This window comes from Halogeometricum limi (assembly GCF_900115785.1).
GTDB lineage: Archaea > Halobacteriota > Halobacteria > Halobacteriales > Haloferacaceae > Halogeometricum > Halogeometricum limi.
In genome coordinates this window covers 59219-86158 of sequence record NZ_FOYS01000001.1, presented here as the reverse complement: position 1 = coordinate 86158, position 26940 = coordinate 59219, and the positions used below count along the sequence as shown (strand labels likewise).

The 26940-nt window shown below is 68.4% G+C and carries 29 protein-coding genes; 22 read left to right on the top strand and 7 right to left on the bottom strand.

The window, feature by feature from the left end:
• Window positions 1-7: 7 nt before the first annotated feature.
• A complete protein-coding gene (gene ligA, locus BM282_RS00420) occupies window positions 8-2113 on the bottom strand; it encodes an NAD-dependent DNA ligase LigA (RefSeq protein ID WP_089875712.1) in 2106 nt (701 codons plus the stop codon).
• Between the two features lie 94 nt (window positions 2114-2207).
• Here ligA and BM282_RS00415 point away from each other — a divergent pair, with 94 nt between their 5' ends.
• The 3 genes from BM282_RS00415 to BM282_RS00405 all read left to right on the top strand — a co-directional run bounded on the left by BM282_RS00415 (window position 2208) and on the right by BM282_RS00405 (window position 4472).
• Entirely contained in the window at window positions 2208-2648 is a 441-nt protein-coding gene (locus BM282_RS00415; protein WP_089875710.1) for a hypothetical protein, read from the top strand.
• 79 nt (window positions 2649-2727) lie between these two features.
• Entirely contained in the window at window positions 2728-3225 is a 498-nt protein-coding gene (locus tag BM282_RS00410) for a cation:proton antiporter regulatory subunit (RefSeq protein ID WP_089875708.1), read from the top strand.
• Window positions 3226-3269: 44 nt separating this feature from the next.
• On the top strand, window positions 3270-4472 hold the full coding sequence (locus BM282_RS00405; protein ID WP_089875706.1) for a cation:proton antiporter: 1203 nt from the start codon (window positions 3270-3272) through the stop codon (window positions 4470-4472).
• Window positions 4473-4513: 41 nt separating this feature from the next.
• Here the strand turns inward: BM282_RS00405 and BM282_RS00400 are convergent, their stop codons facing one another.
• Complete coding sequence (locus tag BM282_RS00400) at window positions 4514-6826, bottom strand: HEAT repeat domain-containing protein (protein WP_089875705.1); 2313 nt, start codon at window positions 6824-6826, stop codon at window positions 4514-4516.
• Window positions 6827-6933: 107 nt separating this feature from the next.
• On the opposite strand from BM282_RS00400, the gene BM282_RS00395 reads away from it, so the two are divergent.
• The 17 genes from BM282_RS00395 (at window position 6934) to BM282_RS00320 (ending at window position 21855) form a co-directional block, all read left to right on the top strand.
• Entirely contained in the window at window positions 6934-8268 is a 1335-nt protein-coding gene (locus tag BM282_RS00395; protein WP_089875703.1) for an O-acetylhomoserine aminocarboxypropyltransferase/cysteine synthase family protein, read from the top strand.
• Window positions 8265-9476 (top strand): homoserine O-acetyltransferase MetX, encoded by a 1212-nt coding sequence (metX, locus tag BM282_RS00390; RefSeq protein WP_089875701.1) that lies wholly within the window; start codon window positions 8265-8267, stop codon window positions 9474-9476. Before BM282_RS00395 ends, metX begins: the two co-directional genes overlap by 4 nt.
• A gap of 57 nt (window positions 9477-9533) precedes the next feature.
• Window positions 9534-9902 carry a hypothetical protein gene (locus BM282_RS00385; RefSeq protein ID WP_089875699.1) on the top strand — a complete coding sequence of 123 codons (369 nt, stop codon included), beginning with the start codon at window positions 9534-9536 and terminating at the stop codon, window positions 9900-9902.
• Between the two features lie 51 nt (window positions 9903-9953).
• Complete coding sequence (locus BM282_RS00380) at window positions 9954-10331, top strand: hypothetical protein (RefSeq protein ID WP_089875695.1); 378 nt, start codon at window positions 9954-9956, stop codon at window positions 10329-10331.
• A gap of 86 nt (window positions 10332-10417) precedes the next feature.
• On the top strand, window positions 10418-11725 hold the full coding sequence (locus tag BM282_RS00375) for an O-acetylhomoserine aminocarboxypropyltransferase/cysteine synthase family protein (RefSeq protein ID WP_089875692.1): 1308 nt from the start codon (window positions 10418-10420) through the stop codon (window positions 11723-11725).
• Window positions 11726-11774: 49 nt separating this feature from the next.
• Window positions 11775-12953, top strand: coding sequence for an inorganic phosphate transporter (locus BM282_RS00370; RefSeq protein WP_089875690.1), 1179 nt, complete (start codon window positions 11775-11777; stop codon window positions 12951-12953).
• A 51-nt stretch (window positions 12954-13004) separates the two neighbouring features.
• Window positions 13005-14159: an inorganic phosphate transporter gene (locus BM282_RS00365; protein WP_089875688.1), complete on the top strand. Its 1155-nt coding sequence runs from the start codon at window positions 13005-13007 to the stop codon at window positions 14157-14159.
• Window positions 14160-14269: 110 nt separating this feature from the next.
• Complete coding sequence (gene fer / locus BM282_RS00360; RefSeq protein WP_089875686.1) at window positions 14270-14659, top strand: ferredoxin Fer; 390 nt, start codon at window positions 14270-14272, stop codon at window positions 14657-14659.
• 129 nt (window positions 14660-14788) lie between these two features.
• Window positions 14789-17641: a PAS domain S-box protein gene (locus tag BM282_RS00355; RefSeq protein WP_089875685.1), complete on the top strand. Its 2853-nt coding sequence runs from the start codon at window positions 14789-14791 to the stop codon at window positions 17639-17641.
• 91 nt (window positions 17642-17732) lie between these two features.
• Entirely contained in the window at window positions 17733-18020 is a 288-nt protein-coding gene (locus tag BM282_RS00350; protein ID WP_089875683.1) for a HalOD1 output domain-containing protein, read from the top strand.
• A gap of 65 nt (window positions 18021-18085) precedes the next feature.
• On the top strand, window positions 18086-18304 hold the full coding sequence (locus BM282_RS00345; RefSeq protein WP_089875681.1) for a DUF7576 family protein: 219 nt from the start codon (window positions 18086-18088) through the stop codon (window positions 18302-18304).
• Between the two features lie 107 nt (window positions 18305-18411).
• A complete protein-coding gene (locus tag BM282_RS18315; RefSeq protein WP_175501321.1) occupies window positions 18412-18576 on the top strand; it encodes a hypothetical protein in 165 nt (54 codons plus the stop codon).
• A gap of 93 nt (window positions 18577-18669) precedes the next feature.
• Entirely contained in the window at window positions 18670-19629 is a 960-nt protein-coding gene (locus tag BM282_RS00340; RefSeq protein ID WP_089875679.1) for an A24 family peptidase, read from the top strand.
• Window positions 19630-19634: 5 nt separating this feature from the next.
• Complete coding sequence (locus BM282_RS00335; protein WP_089875677.1) at window positions 19635-20012, top strand: hypothetical protein; 378 nt, start codon at window positions 19635-19637, stop codon at window positions 20010-20012.
• Window positions 20013-20065: 53 nt separating this feature from the next.
• Entirely contained in the window at window positions 20066-20434 is a 369-nt protein-coding gene (gene hisI, locus BM282_RS00330; protein ID WP_089875675.1) for a phosphoribosyl-AMP cyclohydrolase, read from the top strand.
• A 2-nt stretch (window positions 20435-20436) separates the two neighbouring features.
• The gene (locus BM282_RS00325; RefSeq protein WP_089875673.1) at window positions 20437-21573 is read left to right on the top strand and encodes a DUF7118 family protein; all 1137 of its coding nucleotides are present in this window, start codon (window positions 20437-20439) and stop codon (window positions 21571-21573) included.
• A 3-nt stretch (window positions 21574-21576) separates the two neighbouring features.
• On the top strand, window positions 21577-21855 hold the full coding sequence (locus BM282_RS00320) for a hypothetical protein (protein WP_089875671.1): 279 nt from the start codon (window positions 21577-21579) through the stop codon (window positions 21853-21855).
• Here the strand turns inward: BM282_RS00320 and BM282_RS00315 are convergent.
• Together BM282_RS00315 and glmM are read right to left on the bottom strand one after the other, a co-directional pair.
• Window positions 21845-22369 (bottom strand): GNAT family N-acetyltransferase, encoded by a 525-nt coding sequence (locus BM282_RS00315; protein ID WP_089875668.1) that lies wholly within the window; start codon window positions 22367-22369, stop codon window positions 21845-21847. The genes BM282_RS00320 and BM282_RS00315 overlap by 11 nt on opposite strands.
• 80 nt (window positions 22370-22449) lie before the next feature.
• Window positions 22450-23814: a phosphoglucosamine mutase gene (gene glmM, locus BM282_RS00310; protein ID WP_089875666.1), complete on the bottom strand. Its 1365-nt coding sequence runs from the start codon at window positions 23812-23814 to the stop codon at window positions 22450-22452.
• Between the two features lie 165 nt (window positions 23815-23979).
• On the opposite strand from glmM, the gene hisA reads away from it, so the two are divergent.
• Window positions 23980-24717 (top strand): 1-(5-phosphoribosyl)-5-[(5-phosphoribosylamino)methylideneamino]imidazole-4-carboxamide isomerase, encoded by a 738-nt coding sequence (gene hisA / locus BM282_RS00305; protein WP_089875664.1) that lies wholly within the window; start codon window positions 23980-23982, stop codon window positions 24715-24717.
• 19 nt (window positions 24718-24736) lie between these two features.
• Here the strand turns inward: hisA and BM282_RS18310 are convergent, their stop codons facing one another.
• On the bottom strand, window positions 24737-24904 hold the full coding sequence (locus BM282_RS18310; RefSeq protein WP_175501320.1) for a hypothetical protein: 168 nt from the start codon (window positions 24902-24904) through the stop codon (window positions 24737-24739).
• Between the two features lie 113 nt (window positions 24905-25017).
• Entirely contained in the window at window positions 25018-25203 is a 186-nt protein-coding gene (locus BM282_RS18060) for a hypothetical protein (protein ID WP_139229661.1), read from the bottom strand.
• Window positions 25204-25364: 161 nt separating this feature from the next.
• On the opposite strand from BM282_RS18060, the gene hisB reads away from it, so the two are divergent.
• Window positions 25365-25982: an imidazoleglycerol-phosphate dehydratase HisB gene (gene hisB / locus BM282_RS00300; RefSeq protein WP_089875662.1), complete on the top strand. Its 618-nt coding sequence runs from the start codon at window positions 25365-25367 to the stop codon at window positions 25980-25982.
• Between the two features lie 19 nt (window positions 25983-26001).
• Here hisB and BM282_RS00295 read toward each other — a convergent pair whose 3' ends face one another.
• A complete protein-coding gene (locus BM282_RS00295) occupies window positions 26002-26841 on the bottom strand; it encodes a hypothetical protein (protein WP_245758256.1) in 840 nt (279 codons plus the stop codon).
• Window positions 26842-26940: the final 99 nt, after the last annotated feature.

Here is a 26940-nt window from a genome sequence, read left to right as displayed (position 1 = left end):
CGCCGCCTCACGCCGCGTACTCGATTCCGCGCTCTCCCAAGAACGCCTCGAACTCCGCTTCCGTGAGCACGGGTACGTCGTTCGCGTCGGCGTCGTCGCGCTTCGACTGTCCCGGATTCTCGCCGACGACCAGATAGTCCGTGTTGCCCGAGACGCTCCCCGTCGCGTTCGCGCCGTGCCGTTGGACGAGTTCCTGCGCCTCCCCCCGCGTCATCGACAGCGACCCGGTGAAGACGAACGTGAGACCCTCCAACTGGTCGGCGGCGTCGGTCACTACTTCCTCCGTCTCCGGTTCGACGCCGAGCGACCGGAGTTCCTCGATGGCCTCGCGGTTGCTGTCGTTCGCGAAGAACTCCCGAATCTTCTCGGCGACGGTCGGTCCCACGTCGTCCACCTCCCGTAACTCCTCTTCGGAGGCGGCCATCACCGCGTCCAGACTCCCGAACGCGCGGGCGAGGTTCCGCGCCGTGGACCCGCCGACTTCGGGCACGCCGAGACCGACGAGGAAGGACGACAGCGCGGGCGACTTCGCGTGCTCTAGCTCCGTGACGAGGTTGTCAGCGCTGGTCTCGCCCCAGCCCTCCAACTCGGCGAGTTCCTCGCGTTCGAGTCGGTAGAGGTCCGGCAGGCCCTCGACGAGTCCGGCGTCGACCAACTGCTCGACGCGCTCGCCACCGAGGCCCTCGATGTCGAGTGCGCCGCGCATCGCGTAGTGGCCGACGGCGCGGACGAGTTGCGCCTCGCAGGTCAGGCCGCCGGTACAGAACGCGAGGGGACCGTCGCGCTCGACCGGACTGCCGCAGACGGGACACTCCGCTGGGAACGAGAACGTCCCCTCCGAGCGTTTCTCGACGACTTCCTCGACGTCCGGAATCACGTCGCCCGCGCGCTTGATTCGCACCTCGTCGCCGACGTTCACGCCGAGTCGGGCTATCTCCTCGGGGTTGTGAAGCGACGCCCGCGAGACGGTGACGCCGCCCACGTCGACGGGTTCGAGGAGGGCGACGGGCGTCAGACGGCCGGTCCGACCCACCTGCACCACCACGTCCGTCACGCGGGTCACCTCCGACCGCGCGGGGAACTTGTAGGCGAACGCCCACCGGACGGACCGACTCGTCTCGCCCAACCGTTCGCGCTGGTCTCGGTCGTCGACTTTGATGACCGTCCCGTCTATCTCGTAGTTCAACTCCTCGCGGTCGGCCATCATCTCGTTTCGGTACGCGATTGCGCCGTCGATGTCGTCGGCGGGGACGACTCGGTCGTTCGTCCGCAGGCCCCAGTCGTCCAGTTTCGAGAGCGTCGCCGACTGCGTGTCCGGCACCTCGCTCGCGTCGAGGACGTCGTAGAAGAAACAGTCCAGCGGTCGCTCCGCCGTCACGGAGGGGTCCAACTGCCGAAGCGTGCCGACGGCCGCGTTCCGCGGGTTGGCGAACGGTTCCTCGCCGCCCTCCGTCTGCTCTCGCTTTCGGTTCAGTTCGCGGAAGGCGTCTTTCGGCATGTACACCTCGCCGCGAACGGCGAGAAAGTCCGGGTGGTCGCCGCGGAGTTCGAGCGGAATCGACCGAATCGTCCGCACCTGCCGCGTCACGTCGTCGCCGCGTTCGCCGTCGCCGCGGGTGGCGGCGCGTTCGTACTCGCCGTCCTCGTAGACGACTTCGACCGAGAGGCCGTCGAACTTCGGTTCGCAGACGTAGCGCACGTCGCCGACGTCGTTCCGCACGCGCCGGTCGAAGTCGCGCACGTCGTCTTCCTCCACGGACTGGTCGATAGAGAGCATCCGCGCGACGTGTTCGACGGTGTCGAGTTCGTCCAACGGTTCGCCGCCGACGCGCTGTGTCGGACTCGTCTCCGACGTCAGTCCGAAGGCGTCTTCGAGTTCCTGCAGGCGCGAGAAGAGGGCGTCGTACGTCCGGTCGGCGACGAGGGGGTCCGCCACGACGTAGTACCGGTGGTCGTGTTCGCGGACGGCCGCTCTGAGGAGTTCGACCTCGCGTTCGGCGTCCGCCGCCGACAGCGAGTCGGGCGACGCGAAGTCGGTGTCGGGGTCGGTGAGGTACGGGTTCTCCGGGTCGGCGTACTCCAGCGTCTCCGCTGAGATGTCCTCGTCGCTCATTGTCGACTCGTCGGCGCGCGGGTGCGAAAAGTCGTCGGAACGTCGGCAGTCGCGCGTCCGGACGAGTTAGGCCGGCGCGTGACCTACTTCCCGCATGGTCCGTTCACCCGTCACTCTGGGCTCCGTCGGACGACTGCTCGGCTACGTCGCCGTCCTCGCCGGTCTCGTCGGCGCGATTCAGTTGTTCGTCGGCTGGGTGCTCCCGTACCTCTCGGTGTCTCCGTCCGGCATCGGATTCGTCGAGGGTCCGGGATTGGGCGCAGACAACGCACCCGTCGCGGCGTTCTGGGCGGGCGTCCTCGTCGTCCTCTCGATACTGGTGTCGTACGCCGTCCGGATGGAGTCGTTCGCGTCGCTCGTCGTCCTCGCCGTCGTTCTCCCGGTGTTCGCCTTCCTCACGGGGTTCAGCATCGGCGGGTTCGTCGCGCCGTTCGCCGGGTTGGTAGTTCTCTCGACGCTCGCGTTCGCCGTCGACCAGTTCCGCGCCGACGACGGCGCGTCGGAACCCGACGCCGCGGGACGAAAATCGGTCTAACCGAACGGCCTCACGTCGCTGGCCGGCCGGGACCGCCCCGACCAGAACAGCGATATCGTTCATCGACGAAATACTACGGATGAGAGTGTTCGAGACGCAAGTTCCGGGTGTCGGCCGACGGTACACGCTCCGGTTCCCCGCCGGCGGGGAGTTCGTCGTCTTGCTCCGAAACGACGGCGGGCGAAAGACGTACTGGCGCGAGAACCAGTCCGTCGACGGCGACGCCCTGTTCGAGGTGTCCGAGTCCGAATCGCGGAAGATAGCCGAGATATTCGACGGGACGTACTTCGCCCCCGTCGAGGATGGATTGAGAGAGGCGCTTCACGACGCCCGGGTACGGTGGGTCGAAGTCGACGACGACTCGCCCCTCGCGAACCGCACGATTCGAGAGACCGGCATTCGGAGTCGGACTGGGGTGTCGATACTCGCCATCCAACGGGGCGAGCGGACGCTCTCGACCCCATCTCCCGACGCCGAGATTCGCCCCGGCGACGTCGTCGTCGTCGTCGGTACCGACGAGGCCTACCGCGAGTTCGACTCGTACCTCTCGGGAGACGGTCACGCCTCGCCGACCTGACACTCGACAACGACTATGGTCGCGTGCGCTGAACCACGGTCACCGTGGTCGAACTGAACCTCCTTGCGACGCTCGGGATACTCCTCTCGATACTCGCCCTCGCGGGTGTCACCGCGCTTCGGTTCGACCAGTCGGTCGTCCCGGCGTACATCCTCGTCGGCATCGCGGTCGGTCCGCACGCTCCGACCGTCGCCGGGACGTCTCTCGCTCTCGTCGACGACCCCGGGGTCGTGCGCCTGTTCGGCGACATCGGCGTCGTCTTACTGCTGTTCTTCGTCGGTCTCGAACTGAGTTTGGACGAACTGTTCGCGAATCGCGACGAACTCCTCCGCGCCGGTGTAATCGACGTCGGAATCAGCCTCCCGCTCGGATTTCTCCTCGGTCTCGGATTCGGATTCGACTGGTTCGAAGCCGCGTTCTTCGCGCTCATCGTGTTCAACTCGTCGACGGTCATCATCGCGAAACTGCTCGTCGACCTGGGGTGGGTCGCCGACCCGGAGGCGAAGGCCATCCTCGGCGTCGGCGTCGTAGAGGACGTCGTCACCGCGTTCGGGTTCGCGGCGCTCGCCGTCCTCCTGGTCGACGGCGGCGACGTCTCCTCCCTCCCCTTCTCTCTCGTCCGTTCCGTCCTGTTTCTCCTCGCGCTGGTGGCGTTCGCTCACTACGGCGCGAGCGTCCTCGAACGCCTGTTCGACGACCGTCCGTCGGAACTGTTCCTCCTCGGCGTCCTCGGTCTGGCCACCTTCGTCGCCGGCGTCGGTCTCGCTGTCGGCGTGAGCGAGGCCGTCGCGGCGTTCGTCGCCGGAACGGCGTTCGGACGGACGCACCACGTCGACCGCATCCGGCGATTGGTCGCCTCCAGTCGGGACCTCTTCGCCGCGACGTTCTTCCTCGGTATCGGACTGGCGACGGACCCCGCACTCCTGTTCGACACGTTCGCCGTCGTCACCGTCGCGACCGTCGTCACCACGGCCGGGCAACTATCGAGCGGGTTCTTGGCCGGGCGAGCGTACGGCCTGGACCGACGACGAGCGATACGCGTAGGATGTGCGCTCACTCCGAGAGGAGAGTTCTCGCTCGTCGTCGCCGCGTTCCTGACGACGGCGGGCACGACGCCCGCGCTCAGCGAGGCGATTCCGGCGTTCACCGTCGGCTACGTCCTCATGACGAGCGTCCTCGGGACGGTACTCATGCGCCGGGCCGACCTGTTCGCACGGATGGTGACGCGGTTCTCACCCGCGGGGTGACGGCCGTTCGCGTCGTCGTGCGCCGTACTCGACGTTCGCGGTCAGTCTAAGCGACTGCGCGCCCGGTCTCTGACGGACTCGTCGGGGTCGTCTTCTGCGACCTGTCGGAGGACGAACCGCGCCCGGGGGTGGTCGAGTCGGCCGAGTGCCGTCACCGCCTCCCAGCGCAGGTCGGCGTCGTCGCTCTCGGCGTCCGAGACGCGCTGTTTCGTCCGTGCGTCCCCGGACTGGCCGTCGACGCCGAGGACGGCTTCCAGCGTCTCGAACACCTCGTCTCTGTCGTCGCCGACGTGTCCGAGCGCTTCGACGGCTTCGACGCGGACGGCCAGTTCCGGGTCGGTCCGCGCGAGGTCACAGAGGCGACGGACGCCCGCGCTGGTGTCGAGACGGGCGCAGGCCCGACAGGCGCGACGGCGGACGCCCGCCTCGTCGTCGTCGAGAGCGGCCACGACGGTCGGAATGGCTCGTAGGTCGCCGATTCGGCCGAGCGCGGCGACGGCGCTCTGTCGGCACGCCTCGTCGTCCTCGTAGGCGGTACACAGCGGCGACACCGACTCGGGGTGTGCCTGCGACCCGAGCGCTTCCATCACCGTCGCTCTGACCGCTCGGTTCTCGTCGTGCAGTCTGTCGAGGAGTGCGCGAACCACCCGCGTACGAGTCGCGGGGCCGAGTTCGTCGCCGTCGTGGTAGTGCGAGGCGCGCGCGCCGAGTTCGACGAACGCGTCGGCGGCGGCGACTCTGACCGTCGGGTCGTCGTCCATGAGTCGGCGCAGGAGGCCGCCGACGGGCCGTTCGTCGGTGAACCAGCGGACGGCCGCGATGGCCTCGCAGGCGACGGCCGGGTCCGGATCGTCGACGGCTTCGACGACGAGTGCCTCCGCGTGGACGCTCTGGGTCCCGCTGAGGACGCGGACGACGCTCTCTCGCACCGCGGAGTCGGTGTCCGTCCGGACGAGACTCGCGAAGTGTTCGAGGGCGTTCGTCGGGTCGACGTCCCGGGCGGCGCGGGCGATGGCGCGGCGCGTGGCCGCGTCGGATTCGGCGCGGACGGCCGCGAGGAGGGCGTCCATCGTGCCGGGGTCGCCGACGGTGGCGAGGGCGACGGCGGCGGCGCGGCGAACGTCGGGGTCGACGTCGTTCAGACACTCGACGAGCGCCGGGACGGCCGCCTCGTCGGCGAGGACGTCCAGTGCGTGGACGAGTGCGCGCCGGTCGGAGACGGGCGGGGCCGCTCGGAGACAGTCCGCGATGGCGTCGACGGCGTCGACGCCGCGGCGAGCCAGTTCGGTCGCGGCCGCGGACCGGAACGTCGGGTTCGCGAGGGCGGCTTCGAGTTGCTCCTCGGAGCGGTCGGCCATCGACGGCGCGTCGGTGACGACGACGTCGCTGAGGTGGACGCGCGCCGCGCGGAGACGGAGTCGGTCGCCGACGGCGATATCGCCGGACGACGTCGCATCGCTCACGCCGTCCACGTCGTCGGGGTCGAACGCGACGGTACCCGCGCCGACGTGGAGGAGGGCACGCCGGTCCGGACTGTGGTCCGACGGGGTCCGCGCCGATTCGGAGATGGGTGAGACGTCGACGACTTCGCCCGCGAACGTGTGGTCCCGCCAGACGAGTGCGTCGGGGTTCGGGACTATCTGTAAGTCGACCTGGTCGCCGCAGTCGACGAGTTCGGGCCGGTGGAGCCAGATGCGGGCGGCGGCCGGGGCATCGCGGGGGCAGTCGTCTGCGAGGGTGTCGCCGTCGAACGCGCCGAACCGGGCGTCGCCGGTCGCGAACACCGTCGTCTGCGTGTACACCGTCCCGTCGTGCGCCGTCTCGGGGACGGTGTCGAGGAGTCTGACGGGGAGTCCCCAGTCACCGAACCCCGCGGCGACGACGCGTGCTCTCCCGGTTCGTTCGCGTATCTCTGCGACTTCGCCGGCGAGTCCCGGGTTCGCGCCGACCACCGCGTCGCAGAACGTCTCCGCGGTTCGGAGCAGTTCGGTGACGAACCGCTCTCGGTCGACGACGACGCCCGCGGACGGGTCGACGCCGTCGGTCGGCACCGCTCGCTCGTTCGTCTCGAACTCGAAACGAATCACGTCGCCGTCGGGGAACAGGTGGTATCTGCTGTCCTCGTCGTAGAACTCGACGGTGGCGGGGTCGTCGTTCGAGAGCGGTTCCAACGCGCGGACTAACTGCTCGCAGTGCCACCGGAGGCCGTCGTGGCCGCGGGCGAGTTCTCTGTCGTCGGTGACCACGCTGACGGCCGCAGGGGGGTTCGGGTCCCCGCTCCGCAGGTGTCGGTACACCGCGGCGTCGTACCCCACCTCGATTCGGGCGTCCGCCGCGCCCGCCTGATTCGACATGACTCGCACACGTCGGTCGGAGTGAAAAAACACTTCGGTGCGACTGTCACCGTCGCTCGCGCCGTAACCGCAGGTTATATCTCTCTCTGTGAATATGCGTGTAGTACATGAAACACGGGTTCCACACCCGGAGTCTCCACGCCGGGCAGGAGCCGGACGCGGCGACGGGTGCGCGCGCACCGCCCATCTACCAGACCACCTCGTACGCGTTCGAGGACGCCGACCACGCCGCCGACCTGTACGCGCTCGACGCCGAGGGCGACGTCTACTCGCGCATCTCCAACCCGACGACGCGCGTGCTGGAGGACCGACTGGCGGCCCTCGAAGGGGGGACCGGGGCCGTCGCGACGGCGTCCGGGATGGCCGCCTTCGACGCCGCCGCGAGCCTCCTCGCGTCCGTCGGCGACAACGTCGTCGCCTCCGCCGACATGTACGGCGGCACCTCGACGTACCTCACGAAGATGGCGTCGCGCCGCGGCGTCGAGACGCGCGTCGTCGACACGCTGGACTACGACGCCTACGAGGAGGCGGTGGACGAGAACACCGCGTTCGTCCACGTCGAGACCATCGCCAACCCCTCGCTGAAGACACCCGACTTCGAGCGCCTCGCCGACATCGCGCACGACGCCGCCGCCCCCCTCGTCGTCGACAACACGTTCGCGACGCCGTACCTGTGCCGACCGCTCGAACACGGCGCGGACATCGTCTGGGAGTCGACGACGAAGTGGATTCACGGGTCGGGGACGACGGTGGGGGGTATCCTCGTCGACGGCGGGACGTTCCCGTGGGAGCACGCCGACTACGACGAACTCTCCGGGGAGAACCCCGCCTTCGGCGTCGACTTCGTCGAACGCTTCGGCGACAGGGCGTTCGCGGTGGCCGCCCGGCAGCGCTCGCTCCGGACGCTGGGCAGTCAACAGTCGCCGTTCGACGCCTGGCAGACCCTGCAGGGAATCGAGACGCTCCCGCTCCGGATGCAGAGACACTGCGACAACGCGCACGACGTGGCGACGTTCCTCCGCGACCACGACGACGTCGCGTGGGTGTCGTATCCCGGGTTCGAGGACCACCCGACGCACGAGAACGCGAGCGAGTATCTGGACGGGGGTCCCGCGAGCAAAGCGAGTGGGACCTCGGCAGACGCATCGTCTGCCGGTGGCTACGGCGGCATGGTCACGTTCGGTCTCGAAGCGGGCTACGAGGCGGCCAAGCGCACCTGCGAGAACACGCAGTTGGCCTCGTTCTTGGCGAACATCGGCGACGCGAAGACGCTCGTCATCCACCCCGCCTCGACGACGCACGCGCAGTTGAGCGCCGAGGAACAACGCGCCGCGGGCGTCGGCCCCGACATGCTCCGTCTCTCCGTCGGCATCGAAGACGCCGCCGACGTCGTCGCCGACTTGGACGAGTCGATTCGCCGGGCCGCGGAGGCGACACGATGAAGTCCGACAGCGGCACCGTCGAACTCGGCGCGTTCGACTTCGAGTGCGGCGCGGAGATTCCGAACATGGAAGTCGCGTACGAGTCGTACGGCGAGTTCGACGGCGACAACGCCGTCCTCGTCTGTCACGCCCTCACCGGGAGTCAGAACGTCGCGGGCTACGGCACCGACACGGCCGGACAGGCCCGCGCGTGGTGGAACGACATCGTCGGCCCCGGCAAAGCCATCGACACGAACGACTACTACGTCGTCTGCGCGAACGTCCCCGGGTCGTGCTACGGCACCACGGGTCCGGCCTCGGACGCGCCGAACGGCGACCCGTACGGGACGGAGTTCCCGCCCGTCACCGTCGGCGACTGGACGCGCGCGCAGCGTCGACTCCTCGACGAACTCGGCGTCGGCCGCCTGCACGCCGTCGTCGGCGGCAGCGTCGGCGGCATGAACGCCCTCGACTGGGTGCGGCAGTACCCCGACGACGTGCGCTACCTCGTCGGCATCGCCACCGCCCCGCGCCTGGACCCGCAGTGTCTCGCGCTGGACGCCATCGCTCGCCGCGCCATCACGACCGACCCCGACTGGAACGGCGGCGACTACTACGACGCCGACGAGAAACCGACCGACGGACTCGCTCTCGCCCGCCAACTCGGCCACGTGATGTACCTCTCGAAGGCGTCGATGGAGCGCAAGTTCGGCCGCCGGGCCGCCGGACGCGACGCCCGCCGCGACTCGTTCCCCTCGGACCCCGCGGCGGCGTTCTTCCCGTACCGGGACGTGGAGTCGTACCTGGACTATCAGGCCGAGAAGTTCGTCGACCGCTTCGACGCGAACTCCTATCTCTACCTCACGCGTGCGATGGACGACTACGACCTCTCGGAGGGGTACGAGTCGGACGCCGACGCCGTCGCCGCCTTCGAGGGCGAGACGCTCTTGCTCTCGTTCACCGGCGACTGGCACTTCACCACCGAACAGGCGGAGACGCTCGCGGCGTCGTTCCGCGAGCGGTCGGTCCCCGTCGCACACCACGCCATCGAGTCCGACCACGGCCACGACGCCTTCCTCGTCGAACCCGAGAAGGTCGGCCCGCCGGTTCGGGACTTCCTCGAATCGGGCGTCGAGGGGCGCGCCGTCCACGACACCGAGGACGAACCCGAGTCGGTCCCCGACGACCGAGACTTCGCTCCGGTCCACTCGTCGCTGTTCAGTCGCTGACCGGCCGACGATACCGCATTCGAAGCGACTTTGCCGCCGCCGGGCGACTGACCGGTCGTGTCTCCCTCCGAACTCGCGGGTCGCTTGGTCGCGGTTCTCGTCGCCGTCGAAGGCCTCTCGGTCGCCGCGTACGGACTCCTCCGCGCACCGGCCCCGGGTCTTGGCTCGCTCCTCGCCGGCGAACCGAACGCGTTCGCCGCCGTCGGTCTCCTCGGCGTCCTCCTCGCGGCCGTCGCCCTGGCGGTCGTGTTCGGCCGCGGTCGGTCGGCGGCCGTCTCGCTCGGTGGCGTCCTCGCCGTCGGCGGCGTCGTCGTCCTCGTCGTCCCCGTCCTCTCGCTCCTCGTCGCGGGGCTTCTCCTCGTCGGCGGACTCGCGTTGGTCTTCGCCGGCGCGTCGCTCCGTCTCTCCAACTCCCGGCCGACGTGACCCTCCGCGGACGGGAAAGCGACTTTCTCGTTGGCGAGCGATACCCCGTGTGTGTACCCGTCTGCTCTCGCCGCCCGCGTCGTCGCACTCGTCGTCGCCGCCGTCGGGTTCGTCGTCGCCTTCTTCGGCCTCGTGGCGTCGTCACCGGAACTGGCGAGCGGCCTCGACGCCCTGCTTCGCGGCGTCGTGACGCCGTTCTCGCTGCTCGGTCTGCTCAGTACGCTCGTGACGCTCGTCGCCCTCGCAGTCGTGTTCGGCCGCGGCCGCTCGGCGGCCGTCTCGCTCGGCGGTGCTCTCGCCGTCGGCGGCGTCGTCGTCCTCGCGTACCCGGTGCTCACGCCGTTGTTCGGCCTCTCGTTCGTCGTCGTCGGGTTCGCACTGCTCTTCGCGGGGGCGTCGCTCGGCGTCCGTCGCCGGTCGGCGGCGTGAGGACTCCCATCCGCAGGGCGTCGTAGACTCCGGCGAACGTTGCGACCCCATGATGCTTTACTACTCAGTCGCCCGTCGGTCTCCGTATGTCAGACGACCCAAGCGAAGAGACGACACCGGGATTCAGTACGCGGAGTCTCCACGCGGGACAGACGCCCGACGCGGCGACGGGCGCGCGCGCACCGCCCATCTACCAGACCACCTCGTACGTCTTCGACGACGCCGAGGACGCCGCCAGCCAGTTCGCCTTGGAGAAAGAGGGCTTCATCTACTCGCGATTGATGAACCCGACGGTGGCGACGTTGCAGGAGCGTCTCGCCTCGCTCGAAGGCGGCGTCGGCGCGGTGGCGACGGCGTCGGGGATGGCCGCGTTCGACCTCGCGACGTTCCTCCTCGCGTCGGCGGGCGACAACATCGTCTCCTCGTCGTCGCTGTACGGCGGGACGTACACCTACCTCACCCACACCGTCGAACGACGCGGAATCACGACGAAGTTCGTCGACACCCTCGACTACGAGGCGTACGACGAGGCCATCGACGACGACACGGCGTTCGTCCACGTCGAGACCATCGGGAACCCCGCCCTCGTCACGCCCGACTTCGAGCGATTGGCCGAGGTGGCGCACGACAACGGCGTCCCCCTGTTCGTCGACAACACGTTCGCGACGCCGTACCTGTGCCGACCGCTCGAACACGGCGCGGACCTCGTCTGGGAGTCGACGACGAAGTGGATTCACGGCGCGGGCACCACCATCGGCGGCGTCCTCGTCGACGGCGGGTCGTTCCCGTGGACCGAGTACGCCGACGACTACCCGGAGATAGCGCAGTCGAACCCCGCCTACCACGGCGTCAACTTCTCCGACCGGTTCGGCGACGCGGCGTTCACGTACGCCGCCATCGCCCGCGGCCTGCGTGACCTCGGGAACGCGCAGTCGCCGTTCGACGCGTGGAACACGCTGGAGAAGGTCGAATCGCTCCCGATGCGGATGCGGAGGCATTGCGAGAACGCGCAGGTCGTCGCCGAGTTCTTGGAGGACCACGAGGCCGTGTCGTGGGTGAACTACCCCGGCCTCGAATCGCACGAGACGCACGAGGAGGCGTCGGAGTACCTCGAAGGCGGATACGGCGGCATGATCACGTTCGGCCTCGAAGCGGGCTACGAGGCGGCGCGAGAGACCGTGAACGAGGTCGAACTGGCGTCGCTGCTCGCCAACGTCGGCGACGCGAAGACGCTCGTCATCCACCCCGCCTCGACGACCCACCAGCAGTTGACCGAGGACGAACAGGTGGCCGCCGGCGTGACGCCCGACATGGTCCGCCTCTCGGTCGGTATCGAGGACCCTGACGACATCGTGGCCGACCTGCGACAGGCCATCGAGGCGGCGACGAACTGACGCGAACGTCGGTATGAGGATTTAACGGGGGTGCCCGCGCAGTCCGAACGTGGTCGAAACACTCCTCGTCGGCGGACTCGCCGTCGCCGCGTTCGTCGGCTTCAACATCGGCGGGTCGAACACCGGCGTCGCCTTCGGTCCGGCGGTCGGGAGCAACACCGTCTCGAAACTCGGTGCCGGCATCCTCATGGGCGTGTTCGCGCTTCTCGGCGGATGGACGGTCGGTCGGCGCGTCGTCGAGACGCTCGGTTCGGACCTCATCGTCGGCCCGCCGTTCTCCGTCGCCGCGGGTGTCGTCGTCTTGCTGTTCATCGGCGTCGCCCTGTTCGTCTCGAACGTCTTCGGCGTGCCTGCCTCGACGTCCATGACGGCCGTCGGGTCCGTCGCGGGCTACGGATTAGCGACCGACCGTCTCGCGGTCGGACTGGCGCTGGAAATCGTCTCGTGGTGGCTGGTCGCCCCCATCCTCGGTTTCTGGGTCAGCGCCGTCGTCGGCCGCTACTTCTACGAAGACATCGCCGCACGGGTCGCTATCGACCGCTCGGACGGCGACCTCCTTCGGATTCGTCGCGACGGCCTCCTCCCGAGACCAGCGCTCGGTGCAGGCACGACGCGCCGAGAACTGTCGGGGGCCGCTCTCGTCGTCGGTATCGCCTGCTACATGGCGTTCTCGGCGGGCGCGTCGAACGTCGCCAACGCCGTCGCCCCCCTCGTCGGCAACGGGTCGCTGTCGATGAACTCCGGTATCCTGTTGGCGGGCGGCGCTATCGCCGTCGGCGCGGTCACCATCGCTCGGCGGACGCTGGAGACGGTGAGCAACGACCTGACGGAACTACCGCTCACGGCCGCCCTCGTCGTCGCCACGGTGAGTGCGACGCTCGTCACCGCGCTCTCGTGGCTCCGCATCCCGGCCAGTTTCGTCGTCATCGCGACGATGTCCATCGTCGGTCTCGGGTGGGGGCGCGAGACGACGCGGCGACCCGACCCGACGGACTCGACGCCGAACGTCGCGGACGTCGCCGGACCCGTCGCTGCCCACCGCTCGACCGCGAGCGTCGACGCCGCCGACGGCGGTTCTGACGCCGCCGCCGACGCCGACACCGCCGACCCGCTCTACCGTCCGCTGGCAACGGCACGCGTCATCGCCCTGCAGAACCTCGTCCCCTTCATCGCCACCGTCGGGGCGTATCTCGTCTTCTCCGTCGCCGGGCCCGCGGTCGGTCTCTGAGGCCGCGGACGGGATGATGAGGCTTATCCACCGCAGCATCGAACGGAGAGTGTGGTCGAGATACTCCTCCTGGTCGGCCTCCTCGTGGCGGCGTTCGTCGGGTTCAACATCGGTGGTTCCTCCACCGGGGTCGCCTTCGGCCCGGCCGTCGGAAGCGGACTCGTCAGTAAACTCCTCGCGGCCGCGCTCATGTCGACGTTCGCCCTCCTCGGCGCGTGGACGGCCGGCCGGGAGGTCATCAAGACGATGGGCGGGAAAATCGTCCCGCAAGACGAGTTCACACTCGCCGCCAGCGTCGCCGTCCTGTTCTTCGTCGGTCTCGCGCTCCTCATCTCGAACACGTTCGGCGTTCCGGCCTCGACCTCCATGACCGCCGTCGGCGCTATCGCCGGGTTGGGCGTCGCCTCCGGAACGCTCGACGAGGGCGTGATGCTCGAAATCGTGTCGTGGTGGATCGTCGCCCCCGTCATCGCCTTCTGGATCTGCGCGGTGGTCGGCCGCTACGTCTACCCGTATCTCGACGCCAAACTCAAACTCGACAGTTCGCCGGGGCCGCTCGTCGTACTCGACCGAGAGGGCTTCCCGAGACCGACGCTCGGGCCGAACACGACGCTCCGCGAGGCGGGGAGTACCGTCCTCGTCGTCGCCATCGCCTGTTACATGGCGTACTCGGCGGGCGCGTCGAACGCCGCGAACGCCGTCGCCCCCCTCGTCGGTAACGGGGCAATCGGCATCGACGAGGGTATCTTCCTCGGCGCGGGCGCCATCGGCCTCGGCGCGTTCACCATCGCTCGGCGGACGCTCGACACCGTCGGCAACGACCTGACCGAGCTACCGATTCTCGCCGCCCTCGTCGTCGAAACCGTCTCGGCGTCGCTCATCACCTTCCTCTCGTTCATCGGTATCCCCGCGAGTCTCGCCGTCTCGGCGACGATGTGCATCGTCGGCCTCGGGTGGGGACGGGCGACGCGAACCGTGACGCTGGGCGAGGCCATCGGCGGGAAGGCGCCCGGTATGTCGGTGAACGCGCTGACCGCCGAGACGAGAGAGGACGTGCCCGCCGTCGGCGAGGAGTCCGAGACGGACCTCGCCGGGTCCGACCTGTTCGACCCCGGGACGACCGGTCGCGTCATCTTCTTCTGGTTGCTCACGCCGTCGCTGTCGGCCGTCGCCTCCTACGCGCTGTTCTCGCTGACGCCGCTCTGAAGCGGGCGGCGGTTCGCATCGGCGGACGCTCCGTGTCGCCCACGGAGATATCTTCACGCCGTGCGCGAAAACAGCAAAGTCTAATGGGATGGGTTGCGAACCGTGAGGCGATGCCCACGGTAGAATACCTCAACTACGAAGTACTCGACGACAACGGCTGGGATATCGACGACGACGACCTCTTCGAGAACGCCGCAGACGCGGGTCTCGGCGACGAAGACTACGGTTCGCTCGAAGTCAACCAGGGCGAGTACATCCTCGAAGCCGCCGAGGCACAGGGCTACGACTGGCCCTTCTCGTGCCGCGCCGGCGCCTGCGCGAACTGCGCAGCGATCCTGAAAGAGGGCGCAATCGAGATGGACATGCAGCAGATTCTCTCCGACGAGGAGGTCTCTGAGAAGAACGTCCGTCTCACCTGCATCGGTTCGCCGGAGTCCGACGAGGTCAAAATCGTCTACAACGCGAAGCACCTCGACTACCTCCAGAACCGCGTCATCTAAGTCGCACTCAGATTCTCAGGGTCACACCGACCCAGATTTTTTACCCGGAAGCCGATTGGCCAAGATGCTTATGTTTTCGCAGTAACAACGATTCTGCCGATTGTTCCCCACTCCACCGGTGTCCTCACTATGACCGCCACCGAACTCGGCGTCCTCTACGTCGACTCGAACCCCTCCCGCGCCGAATCGATTCGTTCGACTGTGACCGATAGCCACCCCGAGGTAGAGATGCGCGTCGCCGAGACGTGCGCCGCCGCCGAGGCGGCGTGCACCGCGGCGTCCGTCGACTGCGTCGTCTCCCGCGCCACCCTCTCGGACGGCGACGGCGTCGACTTGCTCGCGACCGTCGACGCGGACGATACCGCCACGACGGTTCTGTACGACGAGGACCACTCGCCCGCCCTCCTCGAACGCGTCGCCGACGCCGGTATCGACGAGTACGTCCACGATTCCGGGTCGGCGTCGGTCGACGTCCTCGTCGACCACCTCCTCGCCCGGCAGTCGGCGTCGTCCTCGTCGGCGGAGACGACGGACCAACCGGGGGTGACCGCCACGATGGACGTCGTCTCGGACGTCGTCCTCGTCGTCGACGCCGAGGGCACCGTCACCTTCGCGAGTCCGGCCGTCGAAGACGTGTTCGGATACGCCCCCGACGAGGTAACGGGGAACCCGCTGACCGTCCTGATTCCGCCGACACTTCGCGAACGCCACCGGCGGGGGATGCGGCGCTATCTGGAGACGGGGGAGCGAACCCTCGACTGGGAGGACGTCCGCCTCCCCGGCCGTCACCGCGACGGGCACGAAGTCCCGTTGAGCATCTCGTTCAACGAACTCCGCGTGGACGGCGACCGGTGGTTCGTCGGCGTCGCGCGCGACGTGACCGAACAGACGCGTCGCGAACGCGAGCTAGAACGGTACGAAGCGATGCTCGAATCCGTCCACGACGGCGTGTACGTCCTCGACGAGTCGAGTCGGTTCCTCGGCGTCAACGAGGCGTACGCCCGGTTGGTCGGCAGAGACAGAGACGAACTCCTCGGTGCGCCGTCGACGACGGTGACCGGCGAATCCGTCTCCGAAGAGGTCGACGCGCTTCAACGGACGTTGCTCGAAGGGGACACCGACGCCGTCACCTACGAGACGACGCTCGACACGCCCGCGGGTCCGGTCCCGCTCGAAGCACACATCTCCCTGTTCCCGTTGCAGAGCGGCGAATACGGTCGAATCGGCGTCGTTCGCGACATCACCGAGCGACGGCGCCGAGAACAGCAACTCGCCTCCCTCAACGAGATGGCACAGGCGTTGGCCGCCGCGGAGACGGCCCGCGAGGTGTGCGAGGTGGCCGTCCACGCCGCGGCGGAGACGCTCGACCTGCCCATCTCGACGTTCCAACTGTACGACGCGGAGACTGGGACGCTCACCCCGACGGCGCGGACGCCCGCCGCGAGCGAACTCGTCGGCGAGGACGCGCTGTTCGGGTCGGAGTCGGACGTCGCCTGGCAGGCGTACGTCGACGGGACCAAGACGGTGGTCGGGAACGTCTGCGACGCCGCGGACGTCTCGCCGTCGGCGACTCCGCTGCGGAGTGCGATGGTCCTCCCCGTCGCGCAGTACGGCGTCTTCGTCACCGGCGAGACCGAACCGGACGCCTTCACCGAGACGGACGTTCTCGTGGCCGACATCCTCGTGGCCAACGTTCTCGCCGCGTTAGAACGGACCGACCGCGAGGAGACGCTTCGCCGACAGAAGGCCGAACTCGAGTCGCGGACGGCGACCTTAGAGCGGGTGAACCGCATCAACGGCGTCATCCGGGAGTTGACGCGGGCGCTGACGGAGGCGACGACGCGTGAGGAGATAGAACAGGTCGTCTGTACGCAGTTGGCGAACGCCGACCCCTACCGGTTCGTGTGGGTCGGCGAACAGGAGACGATGGACGGCGAACTCGTCCCGAGGGCGTCGGCGGGCGTCGGACGAAGCTACCTCGATGAGATTACGGTGACGGGCGACGCCGGCGACGTGACGGGACAGGGACCGGCGGGCAGGGCGATTCGGACGCGAGAACCGCAGGTCCAGAACAGCATCAACATGGACCGGTCTTTCGAACCGTGGCGGTCGGCCGCGATGAGACGCGGATTCCGCGCCAGCATCGCCATCCCACTCGTCTACCGAGAGACGCTCTACGGCGTGTTGTGTCTCTACGCGGACGAGGCGAACGTCTTCGACGAGTTGGAGGTGAACGTGCTCTCGGAACTCGGAAAGACCATCGGGTTCGCTATCAACGCGCTCGAACGTCGAAACGCGCTCGTGAGCGACGAAGCGGTCGAACTGGTGTTCGCCGTCGACGACGAGTCGATTCCGGCGATTCGGTTCTGTCGAGAGACCGGCGGCGAGTTCTCGCTCGACACGCTCGTCGAACGGAGCGACGGGACGATTCGCGCGTTCTTCCACGTCACCGGGGTCGACCCGCAGACGGTCACGGAACACGCGATACGGACCCCGAGCATCGGCGACGTGAACCTCATCTCCGAACGCGACGGCGACTACCGGTTCGAGACGACGCTCGGCGAGGGGAGTTTCCTCGGGACGCTCCTGGACTACGGCGCGCACCCGACGGCGTTCACCGCGACGCCGGACGGGGGGACGCTGACCGTCGAACTCCCGCGGAACGGCGATATCCGCGCGTTCCTCGACGCGTTCGTCAACTCGTACGCCGGTGCCGAACTCGTCGCGCGACGTGAGTTAGACCGCCCGATTCAGACGGAGTCGGAGTTCCGCGCGCTCTACCGCGAGCGACTCACCGAACGGCAGGAGGAGGTGCTCCGAACGGCGTACTTCGCGGGGTTCTTCGACTGGCCGCGGAAAGCGACCGGCGAGGAGGTCGCCTCCCTCCTCGGCATCTCGCAACCGACGGTGAACCGGCACGTCAGGAAGGGCGAGTACGAACTGTTCTCGCTGGTCTTCGACGGGGCGGACTCCGACGTCTGAATCAGTATACGGCCCCTGCCGAGCGCGGAGGCTATCTGGATACGCCACAGGGTCTTGGCGGTACCACTACTACGACGAGTCGTACACCACCATGCAGGAGCCAAAGACCGTCCGGGTGAATTCGGACGAGAGCGTCTGTTTCACCGTCGTCGACGCCGTCGCCGACGTCCGGGCTATCGACCCTCTCGAACTCTCTCCGCTCGGCGCCGTCGTCGACACCGACGCGTTAGACGCACTGTTCGCCCCCGGCTCGGAGTTGACACGCCCCCACGACGTCGACCTCACCTTCGAGTACGAGGGGTGTGGCGTCACCGTCGAGAGCGGCGGCACCGTCTCCGTCGCTCCGGTGTCGGCCGCGCGACCCGGCGACCACCGATAGCGCGTGACCGCCCGAGGCGACGTTTCCTCGGCGGAGACTAACTTGCCACAGCCGACCGCTCGAACATGACGCGACACTCCGACTCCGACTCCGACTCCGAAGTGGCCGCGGTCTGTCGCTCCGACGACGATTCCCGGTCGCCGAAGCGGTGTGCGACCTGCGGGGCGGCGATAGACCCGACGGCCAGACATCCCGCGGCGACGGCACCGGACGGGTCGGGCGTCGTCTACCTGTTCTGCAGTACGGACTGCAGAACGGTCTGGACCGCCGAGGCGACGGAGTGACCGCCGCTTGTCACCCCGCACCGCCGTCCGATACGAACCGAACACCGACGACCGTACTCACCACCGACGACCGCACCCATCACCAACGACCAGACTCTCCACCGACGATGGCACCCAACACCGACACCGACTCGAACACCGAACCGCGCACCGACCGCACGTACAACTACCTCGAATTCGAGGGGGACGACGGCGTCGTCGCCGTCATCCAGGACGTCGAACAGTACACGGCGTGGATTCAGTCGACGCTCTCGGTTCCCGTCGAGCGATGACGCTCGTACCCCCCGTCCGACATCTCTCCGATTCGTGTTCGCCGGGTATCAGAATTCCAAAACGATAACTCCCCCCAGACTCGTTCGCTCTGTATGTTCGCGTCCGTACCCGACATCCTCCGTCTCGCCATCGTCCCCGTCTTGGGATGGGCGGCGTGGCGAGACATCGAGACACGACGGGTCCCCTCGGTCACGTGGTATCCGCTCGTCCTTCTCGGCGTCGTCCTCCTCGTGTGGGACTCGCTGTCTCACCTCTCGTTCCGTCCGGTCGACCAACTCTACTTCCTCCGCGTCGGAATCAGCCTACTGTTCGTCGCACCGTTATCGTATCTGTTCTGGCGTCTCGGCGGGTTCGGCGGCGCGGACGCGAAAGCGCTCATCACCATCGCCATCCTCCTGCCGACGTTCCCGACGTACCTGCTTCCGGGCGAGTCGTTCCCCCTCGTCGTGACGACGCTCGGCGTCTTCTCGATGACCATCCTCACGAACACCGTCGTCCTCGCCATCGGCTACCCGCTCGGACTCGCCGCGAGAAATCTCGTGGACGGCGACGTCGAACTGCCGCTGATGTTCCTCGGTCGCCGAATCGGCGTCTCGTCGCTCTCGACGGCCCACGGTCGCCTGTTCGAGACGACGGGCGGCTACACTCGAAACGGCCTCGACATCGACGCGCTTCGGATGTACCTCCGCTGGCGCGGTACGACGCTGTCGGAACTCCGCGAACGCCCCGACAGACTCCGCGACCCGACGAGTATCACCGAGACGCACGACCCGACTGACGGTGCGGTGGGCGACGGGATGGCCGTCGACGGCGGCGTCGTCGAGGCGGACGACCCGTGGGGTGCGGAGGCGTTCCTAGACGACATCGACACGACGGCGTACGGCACGACGCCCGAGAAACTCCGCGACGGCCTGCAGGTGGTCGCCACCCGCGACGAGGTGTGGATTTCGCCGGGCATCCCGTTCATCGTCCCGATGTTCTTCGGCACCGTCGTCGCGTTCGTCTACGGCGACATCGTCTTCGGCGTCGTCGGCGCACTCGGGTTGGTCTGACGTCGATGCGTCGCACCACGCGCTTCGTCGGCGTCGCCGGTTCGCTCCTCGGTGCGTTCGTCGCCTACACGCTGTTTCCCGACCCGCTCCTCGCGGCGACGGCGGGCCTCTGCTGGGGCGTCGGCGGCGCCCTCACGACTCGGCACCGTGCGGTGTGGACCGGCGACCCCGAGCGCACGTCGCTCCTCGACGGCGCGCCCGCCGCGCTCGTCCTCGTCGTCGGACTGTTCGGCGTCCACCGCGGGCTTCCCGTCCCCTCGTCGCTTCGCTGGGCACTCGTCTTCCTCGTCGTCGGCGCGGCGCTCTCCGGTATCGGCCTCGGCCTCGCTCTCGGAGGCGCTTCGCCGGCCGACGGCGACTCGACGGAGACCGGCACGGACTGACGACTGCCAGCGGTACACAAGACATATCGGCGGGACTCTCGTGGTTCGAGTCGATGACAGACGACGTCGAGGTGGACTTCGGCGAGGACGGACTCGTGCCCGCCGTCGCGCAGGACGCCGACTCCGGCGAGGTGTTGATGCTCGCGTACGTCTCGCCCGAGGCGCTCGAACTGACCCGCGAGACGGGGCGCGCGCACTACTACTCCCGCAGTCGCGACGAACTCTGGGAGAAGGGAGCCACGAGCGGGCACACCCAGTCGATTCGCGAGGTCCGCGTCGACTGCGACGCCGACACCCTGCTCTATCTCGTCGACCAGACCGGCGGCGCGTGCCACACCGGCCACCGGTCCTGCTTCTACCGCACCGTCGACGGCGACGACGTCGGCGAACGAGTGTTCGACCCCGACGACGTGTACGAGTGACGATGGCGGAGGAGACGCCGACGACGGCCGACGCCGAGGACGCGCGGGGGCGACTCGCGGACGCCCGCGCCGCGTACGCCGACGCGGAGTCGGCCATCGACGACGTGGGCGAGGAGTCCGTCGTCGCGGCCGCGGACGCCTACCGGAAGGCGACGCGACTGCTCGACCGATACGAGGATTCGGCGGTGGGAACCGGCGACTTTCAGGCGTACGTCGAGTTCCAAGACACCTTCCTCGGCCTCGTCGAGGACCTCCCCGAGGACCTGCCGGACCGCGAGGCGTTCGAGGCCGCCGCCGACCGGATGGACCGACGGCGACTCCGCGACCGGGACTTCGAGGGGGCGCGCGACGATTTGGAACCGGCGAGTCGCCACGTCGACCTGTTGGACCGCCGCGGCACCGCCCGAGAGGAACTCACGGCGGCCAAGCGCGACGCGAAGCTCCTCCGAAAGGACATCGACGAGCGACTCGCGGAACTCGGCCGACTGGAGACGCTCGGAGAGGCCGACGTCGACGCGCCCATCGAACGCCTCAGAGACCCCGTCGAGGCGTACGACGAGGCCGTCACCGAGGAGTTTCGCTCGTTCGTCGAATCGGCGTCTATCGCCGACGTGCTCTCGTTCGTCGAACGCGCCGAGTGGTCCTCGCTCGTGGACTTCCGGACGCCGCCGCGGGACCTGCGCGAGTTCGCGGCCGAGAGCCCCGACGCCGACGAACCGATTCCGACGCTCCTCGACTACGCCGACTACTCCGGGTCGAAACTCGACCACTACGCCGAGGACCCGGCGGCCCTCCAGACCACCGTCGCCGTCCACCGAACGTATCTGGAACGCCTCGACGCCGACCCGCTCTGCGTCTCGTTCCCGCCGCCGGACGCCGAGACGCTCCGTCGGCGCGCGGGCGAACTCGTCTCGCTCCTCGACACCTTCGCCAGCGAGGAGACCATCGTGCGTCTCCGCGAGGTTCGCGAACTCACCCGACGCGACGACTACGAACGCCTCCGGACGGCGGCGCGGGCGCGGACGGAACTGACCGACGAAGAGGTCGACCGACTCCGGTCGGGGGCCGTCGAGACGGAGCGCCGCGAACTCCGCGAGGCCCGAAACGCACTCGCGGCGGAACTCCGAGAGGAAGGGTGACAGATGTCCGTCGTCGGCGCGGTGGCACTGCTCACGGGTCTCGCCTGTTTCTACTTCGGTGCGCGGGCGCTGAACTTCCGACGCGCCGTCGCCCGCGTGAACCGCCGCGACGCGACTGAGAAAGTGACCGGTGCCGACGACGCGCCGACGGCGTGGCTGACACCGCCCGGCGAGTCGCCCGAGATGCCCGACGACCCGGCCTCGGAGATAGCGGTCGAACGCGGCGTCGCCCTCCTCGTCCTCGGTCTGCTCTGTCTCCTCTTCGGCCTGTTCAGTTTCTGAGCGGCTTCGCGAGGACGACGGTGGGGTACGACTCGCCGCCCACCTCGAACGTGTGGTCGCCGACCCGTTCGAACCCGCGAGCGCGGTAGAACGCTCTCCCGTCTTCGTTCGCGGCGAACGTCTGGAGGACGAGTCGGGTCGCCTCCGAACAGGCCGACTCCACCCGTTCGAGGAGGGCGGAACCGACGCCCTCGCCCCATCGGTCGGGACGGACGTACAGCGCGTGCAGTTCGGCGTCGTCGTCGGGGACGAACGCCCCCGTTCGGTCGGTGTCGGTGACGAGATGCGCGTAGCCGACTACGCCTCCCGCGTCGGCGACGAACACCGCGTCGCGGTCTCTCACGTCGTCGTACACCGCTTCGAGCGAGTCGCGGCGTGCCTCCGTGAGTTCGGCCGACGGGAGGTGTTCCGCCGGAACGACGTGGTCGAAGGCGGCGCGCCACGCGAGACGCCACGTCCGCATCGCCGTGAGGTACTCCTCGAACGAAGCGACGGGACGGACGGTGACGGACATCACTTCTCACTCTCCGCGTAGCGACAAAAACGAAACGACCCGACAGATCTGGACCGGTTTCAGACCTATTCAGACCGGTTTCAGACCGATTCGAGCGCGTCTCTCAGCGCCGCTTCGGCGCTGTCGGCCAGTTCCTGTGCGCGTTCCTCGTTCCGCGCCTCGGCGTAGACGCGCACCTTCGGTTCGGTTCCGGAGGGGCGGACGAGCACCCACGCGTCGCCGTAGTCGAGGCGGTAGCCGTCGGTGGTGTTCGGCGTCGCCTCCGAGGACTCGGCGTAGTCGTGCGCGGCGTCCAGCATCGCCTCCAACTCGGCCTCGCTGTCGTACTGGAGGTTGACGCGGACGTTCACGTAGTTCGAGTAGGGGGCGACGAACTCGCTGACCGGTCGGTCCGCGACGAGTTCGAGGAACTTCGCGGCGACGTACGCGCCGTCGCGGACGAGGCGGTAGTCCGGGAAGAAGACGCCGCCGTTGCCCTCGCCGGCGACGGGAACGGACTCGCCCTCGGCCCACAGGTCGCGGATGCGCGTGATGATGTTCGTCGCGCCGATGGGTGTCAGTTCGAGGTTCGCGCCCACGTCCTCGCAGACGTCGACGAGTCGCTGTGAGACGTTGACGGCGGCGACGGTGGTGTCGCCCTCGTCCAAGTAGGCGGCCGCGAGGGCGGCCAGCGAGGCTTCGCCGGCGACGAACTCGCCGTTCTCGTCCACGAAGACGGCCCGGTCGGCGTCGCCGTCGTGCGCGACGCCGACGTCGGCGTCGCTGGCTTTCACGAGGCGGCAGAGGTCGCCGAGTTTGCTCCCGACGGGTTCGGACTCCCGACCGGAGAAGTAGCCGTCGGGGTTGGCGTTCACGGTGACGACGTCACAGCCGAGTTCGCGGAAGAACTCGGGGCTGGTGAGACAGCCTGCGCCGTGGCCGGGGTCGAGGGCGACGGTGAGGTTCGCGTCCGCGATGGCCTCGCGGTTCACGGAGGCGACCAACTCGTCGACGTAGTCGCGGTTCGCCGACTGGACGTCGCGCACCTCGCCCACCTCGTCCCACGCCGCGGTGGCGAAGTCTTCGGCGAGGACGTGGTTTTCGTCGCGTTCTACGTCGGCCACCGAGAGTTCGACCCCGTCGTCGCCGACGAGTTTGATGCCGTTGTACTCCGGCGGGTTGTGCGAGGCGGTGATGACGACGGCCGGGACGCTCTCTCGGTCGCAGTAGCGGACGACGCCCGGTGTCGGGACGACGCCCAGGTCGTCCACGTCGACGCCGACGCTCGCGAGTCCGCTGACGGCGGCGTTCGAGAACATCTCGCCCGTCGTTCGAGTATCGCACGCGACGGCCACGCGGTCCGATTCCCAGACCGTCCCGGCCGCCTTCGCGATGCGCAGGACGAACTCGGGCGTGAGGCCGTCTCCGACCACGCCGCGGGTCCCACTCGAACCGAACAGTTTCATTACCTCTGTCTGATGCGTCCGGCATCAAAGCGGTTCCGACTCGGAACTTTCGAGGGATTCCGCCCCGAGAGTGGAGCGCGCGACGGTTCGCTCGGTCGCCGACCGTCTCGACACAGTTCCGCCGCCTTCGGTGACTTTACGCGCGTCGCACGTCCACCGTCTCTCATGTCTGAGGCGTTTCCGACGTTCGAGGTGGTTCCCGCGGTGGACATGCAGGACGGAGAAGTGGTCCAGTTGGTACAGGGCGAACGCGGCACCGAGAAACGCTACGGCGAGCCCGTCGAGGCCGCCCGTCGGTGGGTCGACGAGGGGGCGACGACGCTCCACCTCGTCGACTTGGACGGCGCCTTCGAGGGCGACCGGAAGAACGCCGACGCCGTCGAGGCCATCGTCGACGCGGTGGACGTGCCCGTCCAGGTCGGCGGCGGCATCCGCACGGCCGACGACGCGCGCGCCCTCCTCGAACGCGGCGTCGAACGCGTCATCCTCGGCACCGCCGCCGTGGAGAACCCCGACATCGTCTCGGACCTGAGCGAGACGCATCCGGGGTCGGTGATGGTGAGTCTCGACGCGAAGGACGGCGAAGTCCTCGTCTCGGGGTGGACCGAGGGGACCGGTCTCGACCCCGCCGAGGCCGCCGCCCGCTACGAGGAACTCGGCGCGGGCGCGGTTCTGTTCACCGACGTGGACGTGGAAGGACGAATGGAAGGGGTCCAGACGGCGGTGACGCGGCGCGTCGTCGACGCGGTGGATATTCCCGTCGTCGCCTCCGGCGGCGTCGCCTCGCTCTCGGACGTTCGGGCGTTGAAGGAGGCGGGCGCGGCGGCCGTCGTCGTCGGCACCGCGTTGTACGAGGGGACGTTCACGCTCCGCGAGGCGCAGCATACCGTGGACGAGCACTGATTCGACCGTCCAATGGACGTCAAAAAGCGACGCGGGTCGCCACCCGTCTCCCCACCGACTCGGCGGTGGCGTAGACGCCGATAGCCGCGAGGAACAGACCGACGCCGACGGTTTCAGCCGTCGGTGCGGTGACGAACGGCACGCTGACGAGACACGTCAAGAGCGTCAGTATCGCCCGCTTTCCCATACACGTTCTCGGGAGCCACGTGGTATGAACCTACGTCAGACGCGCGTCGTGCACGGTCCGGCGTCCTCACTGTCGGGGCCTTCGGCGGCCGGAGGTCGGTTTCGCGCCGCGTGTCACTCCACGTCGCGACGCCGCCAGGTGCGGGCGGGTCGTTTCGCGGTGAATTTCGCGATGGCCGCCACCGAGACCAGCGTGATGAGTGCCACTCCGAGTGCGATTCCCGTTCCGGACGGCGCGAAGAGCAGGAGACACCCGAGCGCGAGCGTGTACAACGCCACTACCGCTCCCTTCAAGCGCATGGCACCTGCCTCGTTGGCGGCAGAGATGCATCAATCACCGGCAGACGGGCGTCATACATCTCTGAATTCGTGAGTGTTTCTCCAGTGGACACGAAGGGGTGGGGTCGCGCGTCTCGTCCGGAGAGCGCAATCGTGATACCGACCGGCGACGACACCCGAGTATGACCGACGACGCCGACGCGGAGGCAGACGCCACGTCGCGAACGGCCGCCGTCTCGCGGGAGACGGCCGAGACGACTATCGAGGTGACGCTGACGATAGACGGCGACGGAGACGCCGCCGTCGACACCGGTGTCGGCTTCTTCGACCACATGCTCGAAGCGTTCGCCAAGCACGGCCTGTTCGACCTGACCGTGCAGTGCGACGGCGACTTGCACATCGACGACCACCACACCGTCGAGGACGTGGCCATCGTCCTCGGCGACGCCTTCACCGAGGCGCTCGGCGACAAGCGCGGTATCGTCCGCTACGCCGACAGACAGGTGCCGCTTGACGAAGCCGTCGCGGGCGTCGTCGTCGACGTCAGCGGGCGGCCGTACTTCGCGTTCGACGGCGAGTTCTCGCAGGACACCATCGGCGACTTCACGAGCGACATGGCGCGACACTTCGCGTACTCGCTCTCGATGCACGCCGGCCTGACGCTCCACGCCGAGATTCGCGGCGAGAACGCGCACCACGAGGCCGAAGCGCTGTTCAAAGCGCTCGCGCGGTCGCTGGACGACGCGACGCGCGTGGACCCACGACGGAGCGACACGCCGAGCACGAAAGGCGAACTCTGAGGCGGTCCGCGCGTCGCCGTCAGGCCTTCCGCAACTGCCCGTCGTCTTCTCGCAGGACGTCTCGCTGGATGGCGTAGTCGAGTATCTCCGCGGCCTCCGAACGTTCGAGTCCGTACGCACCGCTCGCTAAGTCCGTAATCTCGGCTCTGTCGACGGGGAACTCGCGGTTGTTCAGGAGGCGCATCACCTTGCGGAACTGCGGCGGTTCCGCGCCGACGGACTCCTCGTTCGCAGAGTCGTCGTCGGCCGCCTCCGGCGCTCCGGCGTCGCCAACGACGTCGTAATCCTCGCTCGGGTCCGCCGCCGTCTGCTTCCTGTCCGCGTCGTCGGCTTCGTAGTCCGCGGCGGGTTCGGCCACCGCCTCCTCGGTCACCTCGCCGTCTCCCGTCTCGGTGCCTCTCGAATCGTCGCCGCCGGACTCGTCGTCTCCTGCATCGTCTTCGCCCGCACCGTCGTCGCGTTCGTCTTCGCCCGGTCCGTCGGCGGGTCGCTCCGTCATCGGCGTCACGTCGCCCGCCTCCGTCTCGTACGTACTCGGCGCGTCGACGCGACGATTCGCGGCGTCGTCCCGCCGTTCGGCGACGTCGTCCGCGCGTTCCTCGCGACCCGACGCCGCGGGGACGGGTTCCGGCGAGGCGTCTCGTTCCGCCTCGTTCGCACCGACCGTGGACTCCTGTTCGACGCCGAGACGGGCGAGAAGCGGGTCGAGAACGCCTTCGAGCGTCTCAGAGCAGTCCGCACAGAGGACGACGCGGCGCTGTTCGGTCTCGGTCGGCGACAGTTCGGCGGGGAGGACTTCGTAGATTCCGACGGCGTCGTCACCGCAGAAATCACACGTGCGCAGTTGGCGCATGGGCATACCGATTCGTCGTCGCCGCGGGAGGTTAAAGCCACTCGCCAGTCCGGCGATGGGCCGCACGGAACCGCGAGCGACGGGGGCCGAACACGTGCATTAATG